This window comes from Pseudomonas sp. A39 (genome assembly GCF_058145955.1).
On the sequence record NZ_JBYVMD010000018.1, the window covers coordinates 86,005 to 105,966 of the forward strand.

Below are 19,962 nucleotides of genomic sequence, written 5' to 3' on the forward strand. Positions count from 1 at the left end.
TCAGAATTTTCCTACAGCCTACCCAGCCTCGCTATGAGGCCATGCCCCCTTTCCGTTTTCTTTGAAGGTAACCCCCCATGCGTATCCTTGTGGTTGAGGACGAGCAGAAAACCGCCGACTACCTGCAGCAAGGCTTGACCGAAAGCGGTTATGTCGTCGATTGCGCGGCCAGCGGCATTGATGGCCTGCACCTGGCCCGGCAACACCGCTACGAATTGGTGATCCTGGATGTCAACTTGCCCAACACCGACGGCTGGGAAGTGCTGGAACAACTGCGCCGCGACGGCAACCAGCGGGTGATGATGCTGACCGCGCGCGGCCGGCTGGCCGACAAGATCAAGGGCCTGGACATGGGCGCCGATGATTACCTGGTCAAGCCCTTCGAGTTTCCCGAGCTGCTGGCCCGAGTGCGCACCCTGTTGCGACGCAGCGAACACATCCCAGTGCCGGACGTACTGCGCGTCTCGGACCTGGAACTGGACCCGCGCCGGCATCGCGCCTATCGCGGCGACCGCCGGATCGACCTGACCACCAAGGAATTCGCGCTGCTGCACGTGCTGATGCGCCAGGCCGGTGAAGTGATGACCCGCACGCAGATTATTTCGCTGGTGTGGGACATGAACTTCGACTGCGACACCAACGTCGTGGAAGTCTCGATCAGCCGCCTGCGGGGCAAGGTCGATGACCAGAGCGAGGTGAAGTTGATCCACACCATTCGCGGCGTGGGTTACGTGCTGGAGGCGCGCCCATGAGGACCAGCAGCCTGTCGATGCGCCTGGGGTTGACGGTCAGCCTGATGGGCGCCGGCCTCGTCGTGCTGTTGGCGACCCTGGCGTACCTGGCCCTGACCCACGAGCTGGACAAGCTCGCGCGCAAAGGCCTGGAAAACAAAATGGAGCAGTTGGAGCACAGCCTCGGCCAGGGCCTCGACGCCCACGACATCAGCGACCGCCCCCATTCGCTGCTGGACCTGGTGATGGGCCACGACAACATCTACCTGACCATCATCGGCGCACGACCGGATGCGCCGGTGCTGCTGAGCGTCGGTGCCAAACCGCAGCAGCCGCTGTTGTTGGACGTGCCCGCCAGCAACACCCTGGCGTACTTGAACTGGGTCGACGGCCAAGGCAATCGCATCCTCAGCGCCACCCGCCTGATGCCGCTGAGCAGTGGCGAAAACGTGCGTGTGTTGCTGTCGCTGGACCGCTCCGACGATGAAGCGTTACTCAGTGCCTACCTGCGCTCCACGGTGATCGTTCTGCCGATGCTGCTGATCCTGATCGGCATGGGCGCGTGGTGGCTGGTGCAACGCGGGCTCGCGCCGCTGCAGCAGTTCAGCCGCGTGGCGGCCAAGGTCAGCACCCAGGACCTGACCCATCGCCTGGAGCTGGACAACTTGCCCAAGGAGCTGGGCGAATTGGCCCAGGGTATCAACTTCATGCTGCACCGGCTCGATGCCGGCGTGCAGCAACTGTCGCAGTTCTCCGACGACCTCGCCCACGAGCTGCGCGCACCGTTGACCAACCTGATGGGCAAGGCGCAGGTGACCCTGTCCCGTGAACGGCCCTCGGAGGAATACAAGGCCAGCCTGGAATCCTGTACCGAGGAAATGGAGCGCCTGTCGAGGATGGTCTCCGACATGTTGTTCCTGGCTCAGGTCAGCCACCCGGCGGCGCGGGCCGAGTTTGCCCCGGTGTCGTTGGCACAGGAAGCGCAGCGGGTGATGGCGCTGTTCGCCCTCAGCGCCGAGGACAAGCACGTCACCCTGAGCCTGCGCGGCGATGCCTGGGTAACGGGGGACCGCCTGATGATCCAGCGCGCCATTTCCAACCTGCTGTCCAATGCCATTCGCCATACCCCGAGTGCCTCCAGCGTATTGCTGCTGGTGGAACGCTACGACCAGAGTGTGTCGCTGTCGGTGGGCAATCCGGGGCGCGGTATCGAAGCCCATCATCTGCCGCACCTGTTCGAGCGCTTTTATCGCGCCGACAGCAGCCGCACCCGGGCCGAAGGCGGCACCGGCCTGGGGCTGGCGATTGTGCAGTCGATCATGCACCTGCATCAGGGGCACGCCGACGTCAGCAGCCAGCCGGGCCGTTTTACGCGGTTCCGCCTGGTGTTTCCTCTTCCTTGCGATGGGCCCACTGATACAACGCCGGCAACACCAGCAAGGTCAGCAACGTAGACGAAATAATCCCGCCGATCACCACCGTCGCCAGCGGCCGCTGCACTTCGGCGCCGGTGCCGGTGGCGAGTGCCATGGGGATAAACCCGAGGGACGCCACCAACGCCGTCATCAGCACCGGACGCAGCCGGGTCAACGCGCCTTCGTTGATCGCCATCGACAACGAACGCCCCTCCTCGCGCAGGTTGCGGATGAAGGCGATCATCACCAGGCCGTTCAGCACCGCCACGCCGGACAAGGCAATAAAGCCGACCCCCGCCGAGATCGACAGCGGAATATCCCGCAGCCACAGCGCCATGATCCCACCGGTCAAGGCGAACGGAATCCCGGTAAACACCAACAAGCCGTCCTTGAGGTTGTTGAACATCATGAACAGCAGCCCGAACACCAGCAGCAACGCCACCGGCACCACGATGCGCAAGCGTTCGGACGCTTCTTTCAATTGTTCGAATTGGCCGCCCCAGGTGGTCCAGTAACCCGCCGGCACCTTCACCTGGGCAATCAACGCCGCCTCGGCTTCCTCCACAAATGAGCCGATATCCCGCCCACGCACGTTGGCACTGACGATCACCAGGCGCTTGCCGTTCTCGCGGCTGATCTGGTTCGGGCCGAGCACCAGGTCCAGGCTGGCGACCTGGGACAAGGCGATAAAACCCAGCTGGCCAGACGCGTTACCCGGCACCGGAACCAACAGCCGTGACAGCCCATCGATATCAGTGCGCAGCGCGTCGGACAAACGCACAACCATGTCAAAACGTCGATCACCTTCGTACAACGTACCGGCCTGGCGCCCGCCGACAGCGACGGCAATGGTGTCCTGCACATCGCCCACATTCAGGCCAAAACGCGCGGCCTTGTCGCGGTCGATATTGATGGTCAGCACCGGCAGGCCGGAGGTTTGTTCAACCTTGACCTCCGAGGCGCCGCTGAGCTTTTGCAGGGTCTCGGCGATTTCACCGGCGGTCTTGTTGAGCACGTCCATATCGTCGCCGAACACCTTCACCGCCACATCGCTGCGCACCCCGGAGATCAGCTCGTTGAAACGTAATTGGATCGGTTGCGACAACTCGTACGCACTGCCCGGCACAATCGCACTGGCGCGCTGGATGTCGGCGATGAGGGTCTCGCGGGACTTGTCCGGATCGGGCCATTGGTCCTTGGGCTTGAGCATCACGTAGCTGTCGGAAATGTTCGGCGGCATCGGGTCGGAGGCAATTTCCGCGGTGCCGGTACGCGCGAATACCCGCTCGATTTCCGGCACCTGGGCCATTAAGGTTTTTTCCAGTTGCTGCTGCATCTGCACCGACTGCGTCAGGCTGGTGCCTGGCACACGCAAGGCTTGCTGGGCAAAATCACCTTCGCTGAGGCTGGGAATAAATTCGCTGCCCATGCGGCTGGCGACAACGCCCGAGGCGACGATGGTCAACACGGCCAAGCCGAACACCAGCGGCCGGCGCGCCATCACCCAATCGAGCACCGGCGCATAGACCCGGCGTGCGCTGCGCATGACGAAGTTTTCGTCTTCTTTGACCTTGCCGGTCACAAACAGCGCAATCGCCGCCGGCACGAAGGTCACCGACAGAATCATTGCGCCCAACAAGGCAATCACCACGGTAAACGCCATCGGGTGGAACATCTTCCCGGCCACCCCGGTGAGGGCGAAGATCGGCAGGTACACCACCATGATGATCAGTTGCCCGAAGATCAGCGCTCGCCGCGCTTCCTTGGCGGCGGCGAAGACTTCATGCAGGCGCTCGCTGCGGGTCAGCAGGCGGCCATGACGCTGTTGCGCATGCGCCAGGCGACGAATCGCGTTCTCGACGATCACCACCGCGCCGTCGACGATAATGCCGAAGTCCAGCGCGCCGAGGCTCATCAGGTTGGCGCTGACCTTGTTGGTGAACATACCGGTAAAGGTGAACAACATCGCCAGCGGAATCACCATCGCGGTGATCAGCGCAGCGCGGATATTACCAAGGAACAGGAACAGCACCGCCACCACCAGCAGCGCACCTTCGAAGAGGTTTTTCTTCACGGTGGCGATGGCTTTTTCGACCAAGTTGGTGCGGTCGTAGACGGTGACCGCGACGACGCCTTCGGGCAGCGAGCGGTTGATCTCTTCAAGTTTTTTCGCCACGGCCTGGGACACGCTGCGGCTGTTTTCGCCGATCAACATGAACACCGTGCCCAGCACCACTTCGCGGCCATTTTCCGTGGCAGCGCCGGTACGCATCTCACGGCCGATGTCGACCTGCGCCACATTGCGCACGCGGATCGGCGTGCCGTCCGAGCTGGTGATGACGATGTTGGCGATGTCATCGATGGACGCCAACTGCCCGGGCGCACGGATCAGTAATTGCTCACCGCTGCGCTCGATGTAGCCCGCGCCCACGTTGGCGTTGTTACGCTCCAGCGCCGTGACCAAGTCATTCAAAGTCAGGTTGTAGGCGGCCAGGCGCTTGGGGTCGGGCGCAATCTGGTATTCCTTGGCAAAGCCGCCGATGGTGTTGATCTCGGCCACACCCGGCACGTTGCGCAGTTGCGGCTTGATGATCCAGTCCTGGATGACCCGCAGATCGGTCGGGGTGTAGGGCGTGCCATCGTCCTTGAGCGCGCCGTCCTTGGCTTCCACGGTCCATAGGAAAATTTCCCCGAGGCCGGTGGAAATAGGCCCCATGGCGGTTTCAATGCCGGCGGGCAATTGCTCGCGCGCCACCTGAAGACGCTCGTTGACCAATTGCCGGGCGAAAAAAAGGTCGGTGCCGTCCTTGAAAATTACCGTCACCTGGGACAACCCGGAGCGCGACAGCGAGCGGGTCTGCTGCATGCCGGGCAAACCGGCCATGGCGGTTTCGATGGGAAAGGTGATGCGCTGCTCGGTTTCCAACGGTGAAAACCCGGCCGCCGCCGAGTTGATCTGCACCTGCACGTTGGTGATGTCGGGCACCGCGTCGATGGGCAACTTCTGATAGCTGGCGATGCCGACACCGGCCATCAACAGCACCACCAGCAGCACGATGATGCGCTGCTCGATGGCAAATTGGATAAGGCGCTCAAACATGGGGAATCACTCGCAGGATCAATGGGCGTGCTCGGCCGAGCCTTTGCCCAGTTCGGACTTGAGGATGAAGCTGCCAACCGTGGCCACCTGCGCCCCGGCATCGAGGCCCTGGCGCACTTCGACGTAGCCGTTTTCGCTCGCGCCGAGTTCCAGGTGACGGGTGACAAAACCGTGCTCGGTGCGCACGAATACCGAGGGTTTGTCCTCGACGGTCTGGATCGCCTCCTGGGGCACGGTAACCTTGGCCTGGAACGTGTCGGTGGCCAGTTGCACGCTGACAAATAGGCCAGGCCGCCAGGCGTCATCGGGGTTGGGTACACTCACGCGCACAGTGGCGGTGCGTGTCTGCTCGCCGAGCAGGTTGCCGACATAGGCCACGGTGCCGAGCACCTCGGTGCCCATTTCGGTGGAGCTGACGTTGACCGGCTTGCCGACGCGTACCTTGTTCAAGTCCTTGGGAAATACACCAAAGGTCACCCACACCTGGGACAGGTCCGAGAGGGTGAAGGCATTACTGGTCTCGCTCACCACTTCGCCGACGCCCAGGTGTTTTTCCACCACGACGCCGGCGAAGGGCGCACGCAGTTCGTAGCGATTGCCGCCGACCAGTACGGCGCTGCCGCTTAATGCGGTCATCTTTTGGCGGGCGTTGTTCAGGGCGATTTCGGCTTCTTGCAGCGCTTGGCGCGCCAGCAGGTAATCTTGCTCGGCAGAAATCTTGTCCTGCCACAACTGCCGCTCTCGCTGGAAGGTGGTGCGGGCCAGTTCGACGCGCCGCTCACTGGCGGCCAACTCACTGCGTTGATCGGAAATCTGCTGGCTGGCGATCACCGCCAACAGCTCCCCTTTCTTCACCGACTGGCCGAGGTTGACCTTGACCGACTCCACCACGCCCGCCGCACGCGGCACGATGTGGGAGGTACGGTCTTCGTCGAAACGCACTTCTCCCGGCAGCACCAGCAACGTGCTGATAGACCGCGGTTGAGCCTGGGCGACCTGAATGCCGGCGGCCTGAATCTGCTGCTCGGTGAGTTCCAGTTCGCCTTCTTCTTCCTCGGCCTTAGCAAAGCTGCACAGCATCAGGCTCAAGGCGACGGCAAGCGCCACGCCGTGGGTGTTGTTCATAGGGGACTCCAGGAAAAATCAAAACCGGGCGAGGTCGCCGTAAATTCGTTCGATACGCACCCAGGCGTCGGTGGCCTGGGCGGTGGCCGTGAGGTACTGGGTGCGGGCCGCGATCAGGGTGCGCTGGGCGTCGAGCACGTCGAGGAAACTGAACTTGCCCATCTCAAAGCCACGGGTGGCGCTGTCCACCGCCTCTTGCGCGGCGGGCAGGATCTGCTGGTTGAAGGCGCGCACTTCGGTATTCGCGGTTTGCCACAGGTCGAGGGCCTGACGGGTTTCGGTGCGCAGGCGCAGTTCGGCGGCGTTGCGCAGGTCGCGGGCCTGATCGGCGCGGCGCGTGGCCGCCAGCACATTGCCCTGATTGCGGTTGAACAGCGGGATCGGCATCGACACCCCCACCAGGTTCACGCGCTCACGCACGCTGGCGTCGTATTGGCTGCCGATGGACACGTCGAGGTCGGGAATACGCTGGGCTTTTTCCAGGCCGACGCTGGCTTCGTTTTGCAGGATGTTCAGTTCGGCCAGGCGCAGTTCAGCGGTTTGTTCGAGGTGCGCCAACAATTGGGTAGCGGGCGGCAAGGCAGGCGTGGATTGGGTGTGTGTGGCAACGACTTGGAAGTCCGGCACGGCGTTGCCGGTACTCGCGGCAAGGCGGCGATAAGCATCGGTGAGGCCTATCTGAGCGCGGTTCAATTCCAGGCGCATTTCCGACAACTGCACCTGCGCGCGGGTCGCTTCCACCGGCGAGGTTTTGCCAGCGGTGACACGACCGTTGGCGACGGCCAGTCCGCGTTCGGCCACGGCCATGGACCGCTGCGCCAGGTCGAGGCGTTCCTGGGCGCGAAGCGCGCCGTAGTAGTTGTCGATGACTTCGGCGCGCAGGGTGTTGCGGCGCTGTTCCAACGTCAGCGCGGCGGCGTTCTGGGCTAGGGTGGCAACGTCGATGCGCGCACCGCGCTTGCCGCCCAGTTCCAGGGTCTGGCTGAGCTTAACGGTGGTGGTGCGGGAGTTACGACGGGTGTCTTCGGCATCCCAGGAGGCCACCGGATTCGGGATCAACCCCGCCTGCTGGCGGCCGCCCTGTGCAATGTCGATTTCCCATTGCGCGGCCGCCAGGTCAGGGTTGTTGGCAAAGGCGGTTTGCAGGGCCGCATCGAGGGTCAGGGTTTGTGCACCGACCCCTTGTGCCGTCGCCAGAAACACGACGATCGACCACAGAAATGTTCTTGCGCGAATTGGCATAACGAGAGTTCCAGGCCCATGAAATGGCGGATAAATCCAAGCCGGGGCACTGTAGCTTTCGGTACTTATCAGAGCGGTGTGCAGAACATTACAAATCCGTTAGCCAGGATCAGGCATGCACCTCGTCATGTTCGTCATGCGCAAAGCCGGCACCTTCGACCTGGATGGTCGCATGGGAAATATCGAATTTCTCATGCAGCAGTTCCGTCACTTGGACGAGGATTTGTTGTTCCGTGCCGAGCGCCGAATCCGCCACCAGATGGGTGCTCAGCACATTCTTGCCACTGGTGAGCGCCCAGATATGCAGGTCGTGTACATCCTTGACCCCACGCACACCGCGAATAGCCTGCTCCACCTGTTCGATGTCAATGCCGTCCGGCACGCCTTGCAGCAGCACGTTCATGCTTTCCTTGAGCAACGTCCACGTGCGTGGCAACACCCAGAAACCAATGGCCGCGGCGACCAGCGAGTCGACCCAGCCCCAGCCTGTGTACAGGATCACCAGCGCCGCGATGATCACGCCGATGGAACCGAGCATATCGCTCCAGACCTCCAGGTATGCGCCCTTCACATTCAGGCTTTCACCACTGGCGGCGCTCAGCAGGCGCATGGAAATCAGGTTGACGATCAGCCCCAGTACGGCAATCACCAGCATGCCGGTGGACTGTATCTCGGCGGGCGCCTGCAGCCGCTGATACGCCTCGTAGAGAATGTAGAACGCAACGACGAACAACAGCAGCGCATTGAACGCCGCGGCAAGGATTTCGAAACGCGCATAGCCGAAGGTGCGCTTGCGGTCTGCGGCACGCTTGGCCACCTGGATTGCCACCAGGGAAATGCCCAGGGCCAGGGCGTCGGTCATCATGTGCGCGGCATCGGACAACAGCGCCAGGCTGCCGGTGATAAATGCACCGATGACCTCGGCAACCATGAAACTGCCGGTCAGGCCCAGGGCGAGCCATAACAGACGCTCGTGACCGGCGCGTACCTTGGCGTGGTTGTGTCCTGCGCTCATGGAAAATCCTCGTGGTGGTAAATGTTCTCGTGGGCCTTGCCGGCGAGCGGGCTCTTACGCAGGGGCACGAGGATCATAGAGCGATAGGCCGGATCCATCGGCATGGGTTGCAAAATTGTCATCTGCACGCCAAGCCATTGTTACCTTTAAATGCACCAAAAGTGCGCTTGAACGCTCTGGCACAGTTGTATCAGGTATGCTTTTCGAACAGGAAACAAAAAGAAACAATTTTCCCAACCTGTTCGATAAGGAGTCCCGTTTTGGAGTTATCGACTGCCGCGTGGATGGTTCACGACACCCGCCTTATGCTCTGCGTACTGCTGGCCATCGCCAGCATCATTGTGCTGATCAGCGCGACCAAACTGCCGCCCTTCCTGTCGATCCTGATCGGCACCTTCATCGCCGGTGTCGGCGCCGGCTTGCCGCCGGAAGAAGTGGCCAAGGCGTTCAGCAAAGGCGCCGGGGCGATCCTCGGTGAAGCGGGGATCATCATTGCCCTGGGTTCCATGCTCGGCGCGTTGATGGCGGAATCCGGCGCGGCCGACCGCATAGCCACCACCCTGCTAGGACTGGGCAAGGGTAAGTCACTGCCGTGGGTGATGGCGCTGGTGGCCATGGTGATCGGCTTGCCGCTGTTTTTTGAAGTGGGCCTGGTGATGATGGTGCCAATCATCTTTGTGATGGCCAAACGTTCGAACCAGCCGCTGCTGAAAATCGCCATTCCGGCGCTGGCCGGCATGACCACCCTGCACGCCCTGATGCCACCGCATCCGGGGCCGCTGATTGCGGTTGGCGCGTTGCACGCCGACCTGGGCCTGACCATGTTGCTGGGCTTCTGCCTGGCGGTGCCGGCGGTGATCCTCGCTGGCCCGCTCTACGGCAACTGGCTGTCCAAGCGCCTGCATGTGGATGAGCCGGCCGACATCGGCGCGCTGTTCAGCGCACCGCCCAAAGCGCCGCGCCAGCCGAGCTTTGGTGTGTCGTTGCTGATCATTCTGTTGCCGGTGATTCTGATGCTGGGCAGCACCTTGGCCAAGGTCGCGCTGCCGGCCGAAAGCACGGTCGGCCTGACCTTGAAGTTCCTCGGCGAACCGCTGATCGCCCTCGGCCTGGCCGTGATCGCCGCCGTGATCTGCCTGGGCTGGGCCGCCGGCATGCCGCGTGCCGAGGTCGGCAACACCCTGCGCAAAGCCCTCGCCCCCATCGCCGTGTTGCTGTTGACCATCGGCGCCGGCGGCGGCCTCAAGCAAACCCTGCTGGACGCCGGCGTCAGCCAGACCATCAGCAAGGTCGCCGAAGGCGCGCACATGCCATATCTGCTGCTGGCCTGGTTGATCGCCGTAGCGCTGCGCCAGGCCACCGGCTCGGCCACCGTCGCCACCACCACGACCGCAGGCATCCTCGCGCCGATGATGGCGGGGTTAGCGGCGACGCAAAGCTCGTTGGTGGCCCTGGCGATTGGCGCCGGCTCGGTGTTCTTCTGCCACGTCAACGATGCCGGGTTCTGGATGGTGCGTGAGTACTTTGGCTTGCAGTTGAAGCAGACGATCTGGGTGTGGTCGGTATTGCAGACGATTGTGTCCGTCGTGGGCTTGATCGGTACGTTGCTGATGTGGCACTTCTTGACTTAAAACTAGGCTGCCAAGGTGTGGCGCTTACCAAACAGCCCCACACTCACCACGCCCACCGCCCCCATCACCACGCAGTAAATCACGCAAATCCAGGGGCTGGTCGGCATCAGTGCAATCAACATCAACGGCGTCGTACTTGCCCACAGCGCGTAGGCAATGTTGTAGGTAAAGGAAATTCCCGACACCCGCACCTGCGCCGGAAACAGGCCGACCATCACCGACGGCACCGCGCCCACCACGCCGCAACTCAAGCCTGCGACGGCATACGCCGCGCCCAGCCAGACGCCGCCGTTGATCAAGCTGGCGTACAGAATGCCAATCCCTAACGGCAATAGCAGGCTGTAGACCAGCACCGCGCGCCAGGCGCCGATGCGGTCTACCAGCAGGCCGGCCAGTACGCAGCCGATATTCAGGAACACGATGCCCAAGGCGCTCAAGGCGAAGGTGTGGCTGGGGCTCATGCCGAAGGTTTTTTGCATCATGGTGGGGGTGATGACCACGAGGACGACCACCGCCGAGGTGAGCACGCAGGTGAGGATCATCGCGGGTAGCAGGACGGCGCGGTGGTCGCGAAGCACGGTGCGCAAAGGCAGCTCTGCGGCCGCCTGGCGGCGGGCCTGCATTTCGAGGAACACCGGGGTCTCATTGAGCCAGCGGCGCAGCCACACGCCGATCACGCCGAATACCCCGCCGAGCAGGAAGGGGAAGCGCCAGGCGTAGTCGAGGATTTCGGCCGGGGTGAAGACTTGCGCCAGCAAGGTCGCGGTGAGCGCGCCGAGCAGGTAGCCGAAGGTCAGGCCGGCTTGCAGGAAGCCCAGGGCGTAGCCGCGATGAGGGGCGGGAGCGTGTTCGGCAACGAAGGTCCAGGCGCTGGGCACTTCACCCCCCACTGCTGCGCCTTGCAGCACGCGCAGCGCCAGCAGGATCAGCGGTGCGAAATAACCGATGTGTGCATAGGTGGGCATGATCCCGATCAGCAGGCAGGGCAAGGCCATCATCAGGATGCTCAGGCTGAACACGCGCTTGCGCCCCAGGTGATCGGCAAAGTGCGCCATCAGGATGCCGCCCAGCGGGCGGGCCAGGTAGCCGGTGACGAAGATGCCAAAACTTTGCAGCAGGCGCAGCCACTCGGGCATTTCCGGCGGGAAGAACAGTTGGCTCAAGGTCAGCGCGAAAAACACGAAGATGATGAAATCGTAGATTTCCAGGGCACCGCCCAGGGCGGCCAGGCCCAGGGTTTTGTAGTCGGAGCGGGAAAAACGCTGCGCCTGTAGGGGAAAGGTGGCAGTCATATGAAGGCTCGGCAGACAAACAAAATGGCGTGCAGGTTATGAGGTGAGCAGGATGATGGCAATCACGGCAGATATATTTGTTTTCCTCATGGATCGATGAAGATAACTGCATTCCCATATCAATGGCCGTAGCGGAACATGCCGTAAAACTGCCAACACCATAATAAAGACAAGAGGAAAGACTCGTGGCCGATGCTATCGAAGAAAGCCGCTATGCCCGATTTGCCCTGCGCTGTTCCAACTTCGCCGAACGCTGGTTTCCCGACTCCTGGGTATTTGCCGCGCTCGCCGTGATCATCGTCGCCGTGGCGACCCTGGGCATGGGCGCCGCACCGACCGAAGCCGCCAAGGCTTTTGGCGATGGGTTCTGGAGCCTTATCCCGTTTACCATGCAGATGGCCTTTGTGGTGATTGGTGGTTATGTCGTGGCCAGTTCGCCGCCGGCGGTAAAACTGATAGACCGCCTGGCGCGTATCCCGAAGAACGGCCGCTCCGCCGTGGCCTGGGTGGCGTTGATCTCGATGGTCGCGTCCTTGCTCAACTGGGGCCTGTCCCTGGTGTTTGGCGGTTTGTTGGTGCGGGCGCTGGCGCGTCGTACGGATTTGCGCATGGATTATCGCGCGGCCGGGGCTGCGGCTTACCTGGGGCTTGGCGCGGTGTGGGCGTTGGGGCTGTCGTCGTCGGCCGCACAGTTGCAGGCCAACCCGGCCAGCCTGCCGCCATCGATTCTGTCGATCACCGGGGTGATCCCGTTCACGGACACTATCTTCCTGTGGCAATCCGGCGTGCTGTTGCTGGCGTTGATCGTGGTGTCGCTGATCATCGCCTACGCCACCGCACCCGGCCCGAACAGCGCCCGCGATGCCAAGGCCTGCGGCGTCGACCCGGCGTTCAACCTGCCCAAGCTGCAAGCCCCCACACGTCCAGGTGAATGGCTGGAACACAGCCCGCTGCTGACCATCCTGCTGGCGGTGCTGGCGGCGGGCTGGCTGTTCCAGGAGTTCTCGACCAAGCCAGCGATCAGTGCGATCTCGGGGCTGAACACCTATAACTTCCTGTTCATCATGACCGGCGCCCTGCTGCACTGGCGTCCGCGCAGTTTCCTCGACGCGGTGGCACGCGCGGTGCCGACCACCACCGGCGTGCTGATCCAGTTTCCGCTGTACGGCTCCATCGCGGCGCTGATGACCGTGGTCAAGGGTGGCGACGGCCAGACCCTGGCGCACCATATCTCGACCTTTTTCACCTCCATCGCCTCCCACGACACTTATGCACTGCTGATGGGCGTGTACTCGGCGGTACTGGGCTTCTTTATCCCGTCGGGCGGCGGCAAGTGGATTATCGAAGCGCCTTACGTGATGCAAGTGGCCAATGACCTGCAATACCACCTGGGCTGGGCAGTGCAGATCTACAACGCCGCCGAGGCGCTGCCGAACCTGATCAACCCGTTCTATATGCTGCCGTTGCTGGGGGTGCTGGGGTTGAAGGCGCGGGATTTGATCGGGTTTTCCTTCGTGCAGTTGCTGGTGCACACGCCGCTGGTGTTGTTCCTGCTGTGGGCGTTGGGGACGACGTTGAAGTATTTGCCGCCTGTGATGCCCTAAAAGCTCCTTCTGATGTAATGCGTGGGGTTGTCCTACTCCAGACGACGACAACCCCTGACTCCCTCCACCCAAACCTTTGATTAACCTGACTCGGACACCTACTCACTTAACACCCAGGAGATCCGATGACGCCCCTTTCCAAATCACTGGAAACGTTGATCACTGATATTTATCAGGACGACAACGTTTCATTCACTGAATACAGGACCCTGCGAGACGACGCCGATCGCCGCATGGCCTCGGTTATCGAAGAGTTCGGCCTGCATAACAACGTGACCGCCTTCCAGAAATCCATCGACGTGGCCATGCAGCTGTTGCAGACCAGTGTGATCGATGCAAAAAAGGCCAGGCTGACCGATACGGGTGAGGCCATTGTCAAAGATGCGGTGACGGCCCAGGTGGAGTACTTGCGGGCGGGCAGCCAGCTGGCACTGCGCCTGCTGTGACCCTCTGGTTCAAATCACTGTCTTCGTTCCGTCACATTGCGTTGCTACCGTCCTGCGAAATATCTTGCAACATCTCGCCAGGACTCCCGCGCAATGAGTGACGATCACGAAGACCGCCTTTCCCCCGATTCCGTAACGCAACCGTCGGTGGACACCAGCCGTCGGCGTTTCCTCGGGAGCGCGGCGGTGTTGGGGGTCGGCGCGACCTTGAGTGCCTGCGGCAATACCAGCGAGGCACCGGGTAAACCGGTGGCGCGACCGCTCACGCCACAAGAGCTGGACAAGGCGTTGCACGACCAGGTGAAAACCGTGGTGGTGATCTATGCCGAGAACCGCAGTTTCAACAACCTGTTTGCAGATTTCCCTGGTGTGGAGAAACCACTGTCGGCGCTTTCCGCTGCCGATACACAGCAACGCGACCGCGACGGCAGTGTGCTGACCACCCTGCCTCCGGCCTGGGGCGGCGTGTTGCAGGTCGGCCCGCAAACGGTGGACGGGGTGACCTACCCCAGCGAAGTGCAATTCCAGGAAAACCTGCCCAACGCGCCATTTGCCCTCAAGGGCCCGAATGCCGAAGACCTGCCTTTGAGCCTGGTCACGCGTGACCTGTGGCACGTGTTCTATCAGAACCAGATGCAGATCAACGGCGGCAAGAACGACGGTTTTGTCGCCTGGGCAGACTCAGGCGGCCTGGTGATGGGCCATTACGCCCAGAGCCGTTATTCCCTGCGCCTGTGGGACGTGGCCAAGGAGTTTGTACTCTGCGATAACTTCTTCCAGGGCGCGTTTGGTGGCTCGTTCCTCAACCATCAATACCTGATCAGCGCCACCGCGCCGTTTTACCCGAATGCCGCGCAATCGGTAGCCAAGGCGCAGATCGCCACGCTGCAGAGCGATGACCCCACCGACCCGCGTCTCAAGCCGCTGGACAAATCCCCGGCCAGCGCTATGACCGGTCCGCCGCAGTTCGGTCCGAGCGCCCTGACCCCGGATGGTTACGGTGTGAATACCCTGGCCCCGCCCTATTGGCCGACCTGGATCCGCGACCCGGAAAACCCGGATTACGCAAAGGCCGATCTGCCTAACGTGCTGGTGCCGCAAACCCACGAACACATCGGTGACAAGCTGTCGAAAAAGAATGTCGATTGGGCCTGGTACGCCGGTGCGTGGCAAGCGACCCTGGACCAATTCAAGGATTCGGGCGGCATCCCGAAGATTCCGAACTTCCAGTACCACCATCAGCCGTTCAACTACTTCAAGCAGCAGGGCCCGGAAAACCGCGCCGAGCGTGACAAACGCCTGCGCGATGGCGGTTTGGGGGATGAATCGAACACCAACCGGTTCTTTGCCGATGCCGAGGCCGGCAAACTGCCCGCCGTGACCTTCTACAAACCCCAGGGCAACTTGAACATGCACGCGGGCTATGCCGACGTAGCCTCGGGCGACCGTCATATCGCGCGCGCCTTGAAAGTGCTGCAAGAGAGCCCGCAGTGGAAAAACATGGTGGTGGTGGTGACCGTCGATGAAAACGGTGGCTGGTGGGACCACGTCGCGCCGCCCAAGGGCGACCGCTGGGGGCCGGGTACGCGGGTGCCAGCGATCGTGGTGTCACCGTTCGCGCGCAAAGGCACGGTGGACCATACGGTGTACGACACGGCGTCGATTCTGCGGCTGATCACCCGGGTGTTTCAGCTGGAGACCCTGGACGGCCTTAAGCAACGTGATGACGCAATGATCGCCCGCGGCCAGAAACCGATGGGGGACTTAAGCAACGCCTTACAGTTCAACCTGTAGGTTTTCTTATCCAATAGCGACACAGCGGCTGATTTAGCACGCGGTTTCCCTGGTCAGCCGCTACTGTGTGGAGGTGGGCTTTCACCCCGCGCAGACGGGCTTTCGCTGACAAGGAAACAACAATGTTTAAACCGACCAGGTTGTCCTTCACCCTGGCCGCACTGATGGCGAGTGCGGTCGTACAGGCCGATATCGAGGTACCGCTGGGCAGCACTCAGCGCGTAACCCAACTGTTTGCCTTCCCCAACAACTGCAATGTGATCTGCTTTCGGCCATGGACGCTGGAGCAGACTGCCGAGCACTATCTGAACCAGAGCCTGCAACGGGATGGCTACAGCCGGGCGAAAGTCAGCGTCAAGACCCATGACGGGCAGGTATCGGCGACCTTCAGCGGTGTGCCTGACAGTTATGGCCAGCCCCTGACCACGTTGCTCAATACCGCAGACCTGGCCTATCAAGGTGCCAGCAACCTCAACAGCGACGGCAAGTGGGCCTACAACTGGTACTTGTTCCTGCCACTGGGCATGGCCTTGGAAAACCGTAAAAGCATCGAGCTGCTGCATTTCCCGCCGGACTACTCGCTGACTCAAGCCCAGGATTACCTCGAATCGGCCACCACCGACCGCTGGGCCACCCTGCTCACGGATAATGGCATCCCGGCGACCGAAACCCCGGCGTACCAGACCATCATCGATATCGCGCCCATCGCCGCGCCTTCCAATGCGGGCAAGGACTTGGAAAACGTCTACAGCTACTTCACCGATTACCAGACGCGCATGGTTCAAGAACTGAGCCTGCCCGCCAAAGGCGCTTTGCCGATGGTGGCGTTCGGCGCGCCGGTGCGCAGCTGGATCAAACAACAATACGGGCAGAGCGTGGCAGTGCTGGGCCTGGCGCAGATCAGCCCGGCCGCCGGCAAAACCGTCTCGGTGTTGGGCGCCAACCACCCGAGTTACATCTGGTATGCCGCCAGCCCCGACACCTACGACGGCAACGAGCAGAAGGCCGACGAAGCCGGTTTGAAGGTGATGGGCCAGGATCTGAGCGCCGCGTGCTGGCAGGCCGGGATGGGCCAAAAACCGGCGAGTGATGCGAACGTGCTGCTCAAGGCGTGCATAAATACCTGGCAAGTCACGCGCAAGGAGCAAACCTGTGAGTTGTTTTATACCTCGGTGCGCAACCTGTCCCCGGAAGAAGCCAACGCGAAATGTGCCACCCCGGCCATAAAAGCCCAGTTGAAGCAGCTGAAAAGCGCCGCCCCTGCTCCAGCCATCGCAGCCCCGGCACTGTAGCCGGTACACAAATAACCGATTTCTACTGTCAACATTGACAGTAGAAATCGGATCCATGTTGAGCGAGTCTTGAGCCGCACCCATCCGCTGCAAGACTGGTAGTCAGCCACCACCCGCAGGTCGATGCAGCCTGAACCAGGAGAGTTATGAAAACTCAAGCCATGGAAAAGGCTAAAACCACTGCAAGCGAGTGCCTTTACCCCTTCAACTCCACACTGGGAAAGGGCTACCCTTCGACGAAACACTTCGAAGTGGTGCACGCAGTCGATGGCATGGGCGCCGGTATCAAAGCGCAAGTCGCCTTCGATAGTCGCGTCTGCATCGCCAAGATCTCCGGCTATGCCCTCAGTGAACGACGCCTGCATACTTTGCAGTTGTCATCCCGCCTGCACCTCTATGACTGTTGGTTCACTGGCCTGCTCTCTCATTCCTGCGAACCGAACGTGTTTCTCGACCTGCATTACCTGGAGGTCTGGACCCTGCATGAGATCCTCGCCGGCGACCTCCTGACCATGGATTACGCCAGCACCGAAGACGTGCTGTTCCGGCAGTTCGCTTGCCAATGCCGCGAGCTGAACTGCCGAGGCTGGGTCACCGGTCGCGATGAGCCATTGAACGCCGAGGGACAAGCGTTCATGACCCGGTGGCGCGAGCGCAAACGCCCTTAGGCTTCGCCCAGCGGACGCAGGCGATACTGCGGCGGCAACTGCTCGAAACCACTGATGGTGGTGTTCAAGCTCTTCCAACGGCCATCCTTGATGCCGTAGATGCAGCCATGAATCGACAGGCTCTGCCCGCGATGCCAGGCGTTTTGCACAATGCTGGTGTGGCCGACGTTAGCCACTTGCTGGATCACATTCAGCTCGCACATGCGGTCTACGCGCTCTTCTTCGGTAGGCAATTGGGCCAACACGTCGCGGTTTTCGTAGTAAAGGTCACGAATGGTGCGCAGCCAGCCGTCGATCAGGCCAAACTGGCGGTCTTGCATCGAGGCGCGTACGCCGCCGCAGCCGTAGTGGCCGGTGACGAGGATGTGTTTGACCTTGAGCACGTCCACCGCGTACTGGATCACCGACAGGCAGTTGAGGTCGGTGTGCAGCACCACGTTCGCAACGTTACGGTGCACGAACAGATCACCCGGCAGCATGCCGACGATTTCGTTGGCTGGTACGCGGGCATCGGAACAGCCGATCCACAGGTATTCCGGGGTTTGCTGGCGGGCGAGCTTGGCGAAGAATTCGGGATCTTCCTGTTTGATCGCATCCGCCCAGCGTTCGTTGTTATCAAGCAGGTCTTGTAGTTCGTTCATCAGGGAAAGCCTCAGGAATGATGCGCAGTTTTGTGACTGACAACCCCTCGTCCAGGTCACGCCGCACGCAAATTAGCTTGAATCTTTGGGGAGCCGAGCCTGTCCACACACTATAAGCCCCACAGTATGAGGATTGGCCATGACTGAATCACGACGTCCCTACGGCGCTACCCAGCCCGAACCCATTGATGACAACGAAGATCGCATGGGTTCGATGCGCGAGCTGGATTTTGACGATAAGCAACCGACCGCAGAGATCGGCGATGAGATCCCGCGCCGCGAGCGCGAGCACTTGATGCCCGACGAACGGGTGCGAGAGGCCGGGATGACCGGCGCTTCGACGGATGATCATGAATCGACCGACGATGACATGAGCCCCGAAACGCTGATCCATGAAGACGGTGCGCGGGATGCCCAGGAAGCCGGCGAAAGTGAACCGGCCGACTGGGATTTGAGCATCGTGGATGAGGATGAGATTGGCGGCGGGAATGGGCTGGATGAGGCGGAGCTGGCGGATATCGACCCCGTCGACGGCAACCGCTGACATACCGTAGATCCAAATGTGGGAGGGGCTTGCTCCCGATAGCGGTGGATCAGTCGACACCTGCATTGACTGACAGCCTGCCATCGGGAGCAAGCCCGCTCCCACAGTGGTTTTGGTGACTTAGTCGACCAAGGTGCAGGCCATCACGACCGCATCTTCGCGGCCACCCACGGCGGGGTAGTAGTCGCGCCGACGGCCGATTTCATTGAAGCCATAGCGCTCATACAGGCGAAACGCGCCGGTATTGCTGTCGCGCACTTCCAGGAAGCATTCCCGCGCATTGGCGGCATACGCGCGGGACATCAGGTGCTCCAACAGCGCTAGGCCGAGGCCACGGCCTTGGTTTTCCGGCTTCACGGTGATGTTCAGCAAATGCGCTTCATCCAGGATGATCTGCACCACGCCGTGGCCCACCTGCTGCTCACCTTCGAACATCAGCCAGATCTGGTACTTGCCCAGCCCGTCGAGAAAGATCCCACGGGTCCAGGGGTGGCTGAACGCCGCGTATTCGATTTTCAGCACGGCGTCGAGGTCAGCCTCGGTCATCGGGCGGAAGGATAAAGCCTCACTCATCGGTTGTTTTCCAGCGCGCCATCAGCCGGCGCATGGCTTGCCAGACATCAGCCTTACGCTGTGGCTCTTCCATTAATAATTCCAGGCCCGGCAGGGCCCACACGGTGCCCAGGCTGTCGACCTGCAGCTCGCGGTACCAGGCTTCGGCATTGGCTTCACCGGCAAAGCGCACGGCGGGCAGGCCGATCAGCCACAGGCACACACAGGGTTCGTCTTCCAGGCGTGCCGAGACGAAGCCTTGCACAAAGTCCCGCGCGGCTTCCGGGCCCTGGTCCATGGTGCCACGCACCAGCAGCGGCCAACGTACGGGGTCGCCGACGATTTGCGGGCTGTCGGGCAGGCCGGCGGCGCGCAGCATGTCCTTAAGCAGCATGTAGGCGGGGTCGCGGGTCTGGAAGCGTTCGCCGGTCGGCAACTCCACCAGCAGCAGGCAGCGCCCGGCCCGCAGCAATTGCAGGGCGAAACGCGGCGGCGGCACCACCGGGGCCTTGACCACCGGGGCGGCCTCCTCGACCACCTTGGCCGCCTTGACCACCGGCGAAGGGCGCGGCACTTCGATCTTCGCCCGTTCGACGGCCGGGCGCGATTCCGGAGTGGGTTTGACCACCGCCACCGGTGCAGCCGCCTCCTCCCCCGACGACTCGAACGCCTCATAGGGCTCAGGCGCCTGCAACAGCTCGGGCCGCGACGGCGCGGCAAACGGCAGTTCGGTGCGGGGCAGCCAGTTGACCACCTGCATGGCGGTCAAGTAAGCGCGACGTCGGGACTCGATAAGCACAGCTCGGCCACTTGTGGATAACTAAAGAGCGGGGATTCTACCGCTGTTCGGCAACAATCGCCCACTGCACA

At 61.9% G+C, this 19,962-nt stretch carries 17 protein-coding genes; 9 read left to right on the forward strand and 8 right to left on the reverse strand.

The genetic code is table 11. From position 1 onward, the window contains the following. Nucleotides 1-77: 77 nt before the first annotated feature. Both AC3ZU9_RS15940 and AC3ZU9_RS15945 read left to right on the forward strand, forming a co-directional pair. Nucleotides 78-752 carry a heavy metal response regulator transcription factor gene (locus tag AC3ZU9_RS15940; protein WP_012722077.1) on the forward strand — a complete coding sequence of 225 codons (675 nt, stop codon included), beginning with the start codon at nucleotides 78-80 and terminating at the stop codon, nucleotides 750-752. Beyond that, on the forward strand, nucleotides 749-2,185 hold the full coding sequence (locus tag AC3ZU9_RS15945) for a heavy metal sensor histidine kinase (protein WP_102061530.1): 1,437 nt from the start codon (nucleotides 749-751) through the stop codon (nucleotides 2,183-2,185). Before AC3ZU9_RS15940 ends, AC3ZU9_RS15945 begins: the two co-directional genes overlap by 4 nt. Here AC3ZU9_RS15945 and AC3ZU9_RS15950 read toward each other — a convergent pair. The 4 genes from AC3ZU9_RS15950 to AC3ZU9_RS15965 form a co-directional block, all read right to left on the reverse strand. After that, nucleotides 2,100-5,246 (reverse strand): CusA/CzcA family heavy metal efflux RND transporter, encoded by a 3,147-nt coding sequence (locus AC3ZU9_RS15950; RefSeq protein WP_490090974.1) that lies wholly within the window; start codon nucleotides 5,244-5,246, stop codon nucleotides 2,100-2,102. The two genes, AC3ZU9_RS15945 and AC3ZU9_RS15950, sit on opposite strands and share 86 nt — an antisense overlap. A gap of 18 nt (nucleotides 5,247-5,264) precedes the next feature. Continuing rightward, nucleotides 5,265-6,371 (reverse strand): efflux RND transporter periplasmic adaptor subunit, encoded by a 1,107-nt coding sequence (locus tag AC3ZU9_RS15955; protein WP_102061529.1) that lies wholly within the window; start codon nucleotides 6,369-6,371, stop codon nucleotides 5,265-5,267. Nucleotides 6,372-6,389: 18 nt separating this feature from the next. After that, on the reverse strand, nucleotides 6,390-7,613 hold the full coding sequence (locus AC3ZU9_RS15960; RefSeq protein ID WP_145994237.1) for a TolC family protein: 1,224 nt from the start codon (nucleotides 7,611-7,613) through the stop codon (nucleotides 6,390-6,392). Between the two features lie 109 nt (nucleotides 7,614-7,722). Then, a complete protein-coding gene (locus tag AC3ZU9_RS15965) occupies nucleotides 7,723-8,628 on the reverse strand; it encodes a cation diffusion facilitator family transporter (RefSeq protein WP_012722072.1) in 906 nt (301 codons plus the stop codon). 260 nt (nucleotides 8,629-8,888) lie between these two features. Between AC3ZU9_RS15965 and AC3ZU9_RS15970 the strand changes: the two genes are divergently transcribed. Continuing rightward, on the forward strand, nucleotides 8,889-10,259 hold the full coding sequence (locus AC3ZU9_RS15970; RefSeq protein ID WP_043204738.1) for a GntT/GntP/DsdX family permease: 1,371 nt from the start codon (nucleotides 8,889-8,891) through the stop codon (nucleotides 10,257-10,259). 2 nt (nucleotides 10,260-10,261) lie between these two features. Here the strand turns inward: AC3ZU9_RS15970 and AC3ZU9_RS15975 are convergent, their stop codons facing one another. Beyond that, on the reverse strand, nucleotides 10,262-11,551 hold the full coding sequence (locus AC3ZU9_RS15975; protein ID WP_102061527.1) for an MFS transporter: 1,290 nt from the start codon (nucleotides 11,549-11,551) through the stop codon (nucleotides 10,262-10,264). A 185-nt stretch (nucleotides 11,552-11,736) separates the two neighbouring features. Here AC3ZU9_RS15975 and AC3ZU9_RS15980 point away from each other — a divergent pair, with 185 nt between their 5' ends. The 5 genes from AC3ZU9_RS15980 (at nucleotide 11,737) to AC3ZU9_RS16000 (ending at nucleotide 17,355) form a co-directional block, all read left to right on the forward strand. Next, the gene (locus AC3ZU9_RS15980; RefSeq protein WP_490090975.1) at nucleotides 11,737-13,155 is read left to right on the forward strand and encodes a short-chain fatty acid transporter; all 1,419 of its coding nucleotides are present in this window, start codon (nucleotides 11,737-11,739) and stop codon (nucleotides 13,153-13,155) included. Between the two features lie 125 nt (nucleotides 13,156-13,280). After that, nucleotides 13,281-13,601 carry a hypothetical protein gene (locus tag AC3ZU9_RS15985; RefSeq protein WP_012722066.1) on the forward strand — a complete coding sequence of 107 codons (321 nt, stop codon included), beginning with the start codon at nucleotides 13,281-13,283 and terminating at the stop codon, nucleotides 13,599-13,601. 93 nt (nucleotides 13,602-13,694) lie between these two features. Further along, complete coding sequence (locus AC3ZU9_RS15990) at nucleotides 13,695-15,395, forward strand: acid phosphatase (protein WP_490090976.1); 1,701 nt, start codon at nucleotides 13,695-13,697, stop codon at nucleotides 15,393-15,395. 122 nt (nucleotides 15,396-15,517) lie between these two features. Beyond that, the gene (locus tag AC3ZU9_RS15995; RefSeq protein WP_046034148.1) at nucleotides 15,518-16,687 is read left to right on the forward strand and encodes a hypothetical protein; all 1,170 of its coding nucleotides are present in this window, start codon (nucleotides 15,518-15,520) and stop codon (nucleotides 16,685-16,687) included. A gap of 146 nt (nucleotides 16,688-16,833) precedes the next feature. Further along, nucleotides 16,834-17,355, forward strand: coding sequence for an SET domain-containing protein (locus AC3ZU9_RS16000; RefSeq protein WP_064054670.1), 522 nt, complete (start codon nucleotides 16,834-16,836; stop codon nucleotides 17,353-17,355). Here AC3ZU9_RS16000 and can read toward each other — a convergent pair. Beyond that, complete coding sequence (gene can, locus AC3ZU9_RS16005; protein ID WP_003188288.1) at nucleotides 17,352-17,996, reverse strand: carbonate dehydratase; 645 nt, start codon at nucleotides 17,994-17,996, stop codon at nucleotides 17,352-17,354. The two genes, AC3ZU9_RS16000 and can, sit on opposite strands and share 4 nt — an antisense overlap. 139 nt (nucleotides 17,997-18,135) lie before the next feature. Between can and AC3ZU9_RS16010 the strand changes: the two genes are divergently transcribed. Then, nucleotides 18,136-18,540 (forward strand): serine kinase/phosphatase, encoded by a 405-nt coding sequence (locus tag AC3ZU9_RS16010; RefSeq protein WP_093542352.1) that lies wholly within the window; start codon nucleotides 18,136-18,138, stop codon nucleotides 18,538-18,540. A 120-nt stretch (nucleotides 18,541-18,660) separates the two neighbouring features. On the opposite strand, the gene rimI is transcribed toward AC3ZU9_RS16010, so the two are convergent. Continuing rightward, on the reverse strand, nucleotides 18,661-19,113 hold the full coding sequence (rimI, locus tag AC3ZU9_RS16015) for a ribosomal protein S18-alanine N-acetyltransferase (RefSeq protein ID WP_003188286.1): 453 nt from the start codon (nucleotides 19,111-19,113) through the stop codon (nucleotides 18,661-18,663). Then, on the reverse strand, nucleotides 19,106-19,852 hold the full coding sequence (locus AC3ZU9_RS16020; protein WP_052308614.1) for a hypothetical protein: 747 nt from the start codon (nucleotides 19,850-19,852) through the stop codon (nucleotides 19,106-19,108). The genes rimI and AC3ZU9_RS16020 overlap by 8 nt, the downstream gene beginning before the upstream one ends. Nucleotides 19,853-19,962 lie beyond the last annotated feature (110 nt).

Bases quoted from the DNA above. Each gene is read 5' to 3' on its own strand.
- AC3ZU9_RS15940 (WP_012722077.1), top strand. From the start codon at position 78: ATGCGTATCCTTGTGGTTGAGGACGAGCAGAAAACCGCCGACTACCTG.
- AC3ZU9_RS15960 (WP_145994237.1), bottom strand. From the start codon at position 7,613: ATGCCAATTCGCGCAAGAACATTTCTGTGGTCGATCGTCGTGTTTCTG.
- AC3ZU9_RS15995 (WP_046034148.1), top strand. From the start codon at position 15,518: ATGTTTAAACCGACCAGGTTGTCCTTCACCCTGGCCGCACTGATGGCG.
- AC3ZU9_RS15950 (WP_490090974.1), bottom strand. From the start codon at position 5,246: ATGTTTGAGCGCCTTATCCAATTTGCCATCGAGCAGCGCATCATCGTG.
- AC3ZU9_RS16020 (WP_052308614.1), bottom strand. From the start codon at position 19,852: ATGCAGGTGGTCAACTGGCTGCCCCGCACCGAACTGCCGTTTGCCGCG.
- AC3ZU9_RS15990 (WP_490090976.1), top strand. From the start codon at position 13,695: ATGAGTGACGATCACGAAGACCGCCTTTCCCCCGATTCCGTAACGCAA.
- AC3ZU9_RS15965 (WP_012722072.1), bottom strand. From the start codon at position 8,628: ATGAGCGCAGGACACAACCACGCCAAGGTACGCGCCGGTCACGAGCGT.
- AC3ZU9_RS16010 (WP_093542352.1), top strand. From the start codon at position 18,136: ATGACTGAATCACGACGTCCCTACGGCGCTACCCAGCCCGAACCCATT.
- AC3ZU9_RS15985 (WP_012722066.1), top strand. From the start codon at position 13,281: ATGACGCCCCTTTCCAAATCACTGGAAACGTTGATCACTGATATTTAT.
- can (WP_003188288.1), bottom strand. From the start codon at position 17,996: ATGAACGAACTACAAGACCTGCTTGATAACAACGAACGCTGGGCGGAT.
- AC3ZU9_RS15975 (WP_102061527.1), bottom strand. From the start codon at position 11,551: ATGACTGCCACCTTTCCCCTACAGGCGCAGCGTTTTTCCCGCTCCGAC.
- AC3ZU9_RS15955 (WP_102061529.1), bottom strand. From the start codon at position 6,371: ATGAACAACACCCACGGCGTGGCGCTTGCCGTCGCCTTGAGCCTGATG.
- rimI (WP_003188286.1), bottom strand. From the start codon at position 19,113: ATGAGTGAGGCTTTATCCTTCCGCCCGATGACCGAGGCTGACCTCGAC.
- AC3ZU9_RS16000 (WP_064054670.1), top strand. From the start codon at position 16,834: ATGAAAACTCAAGCCATGGAAAAGGCTAAAACCACTGCAAGCGAGTGC.
- AC3ZU9_RS15945 (WP_102061530.1), top strand. From the start codon at position 749: ATGAGGACCAGCAGCCTGTCGATGCGCCTGGGGTTGACGGTCAGCCTG.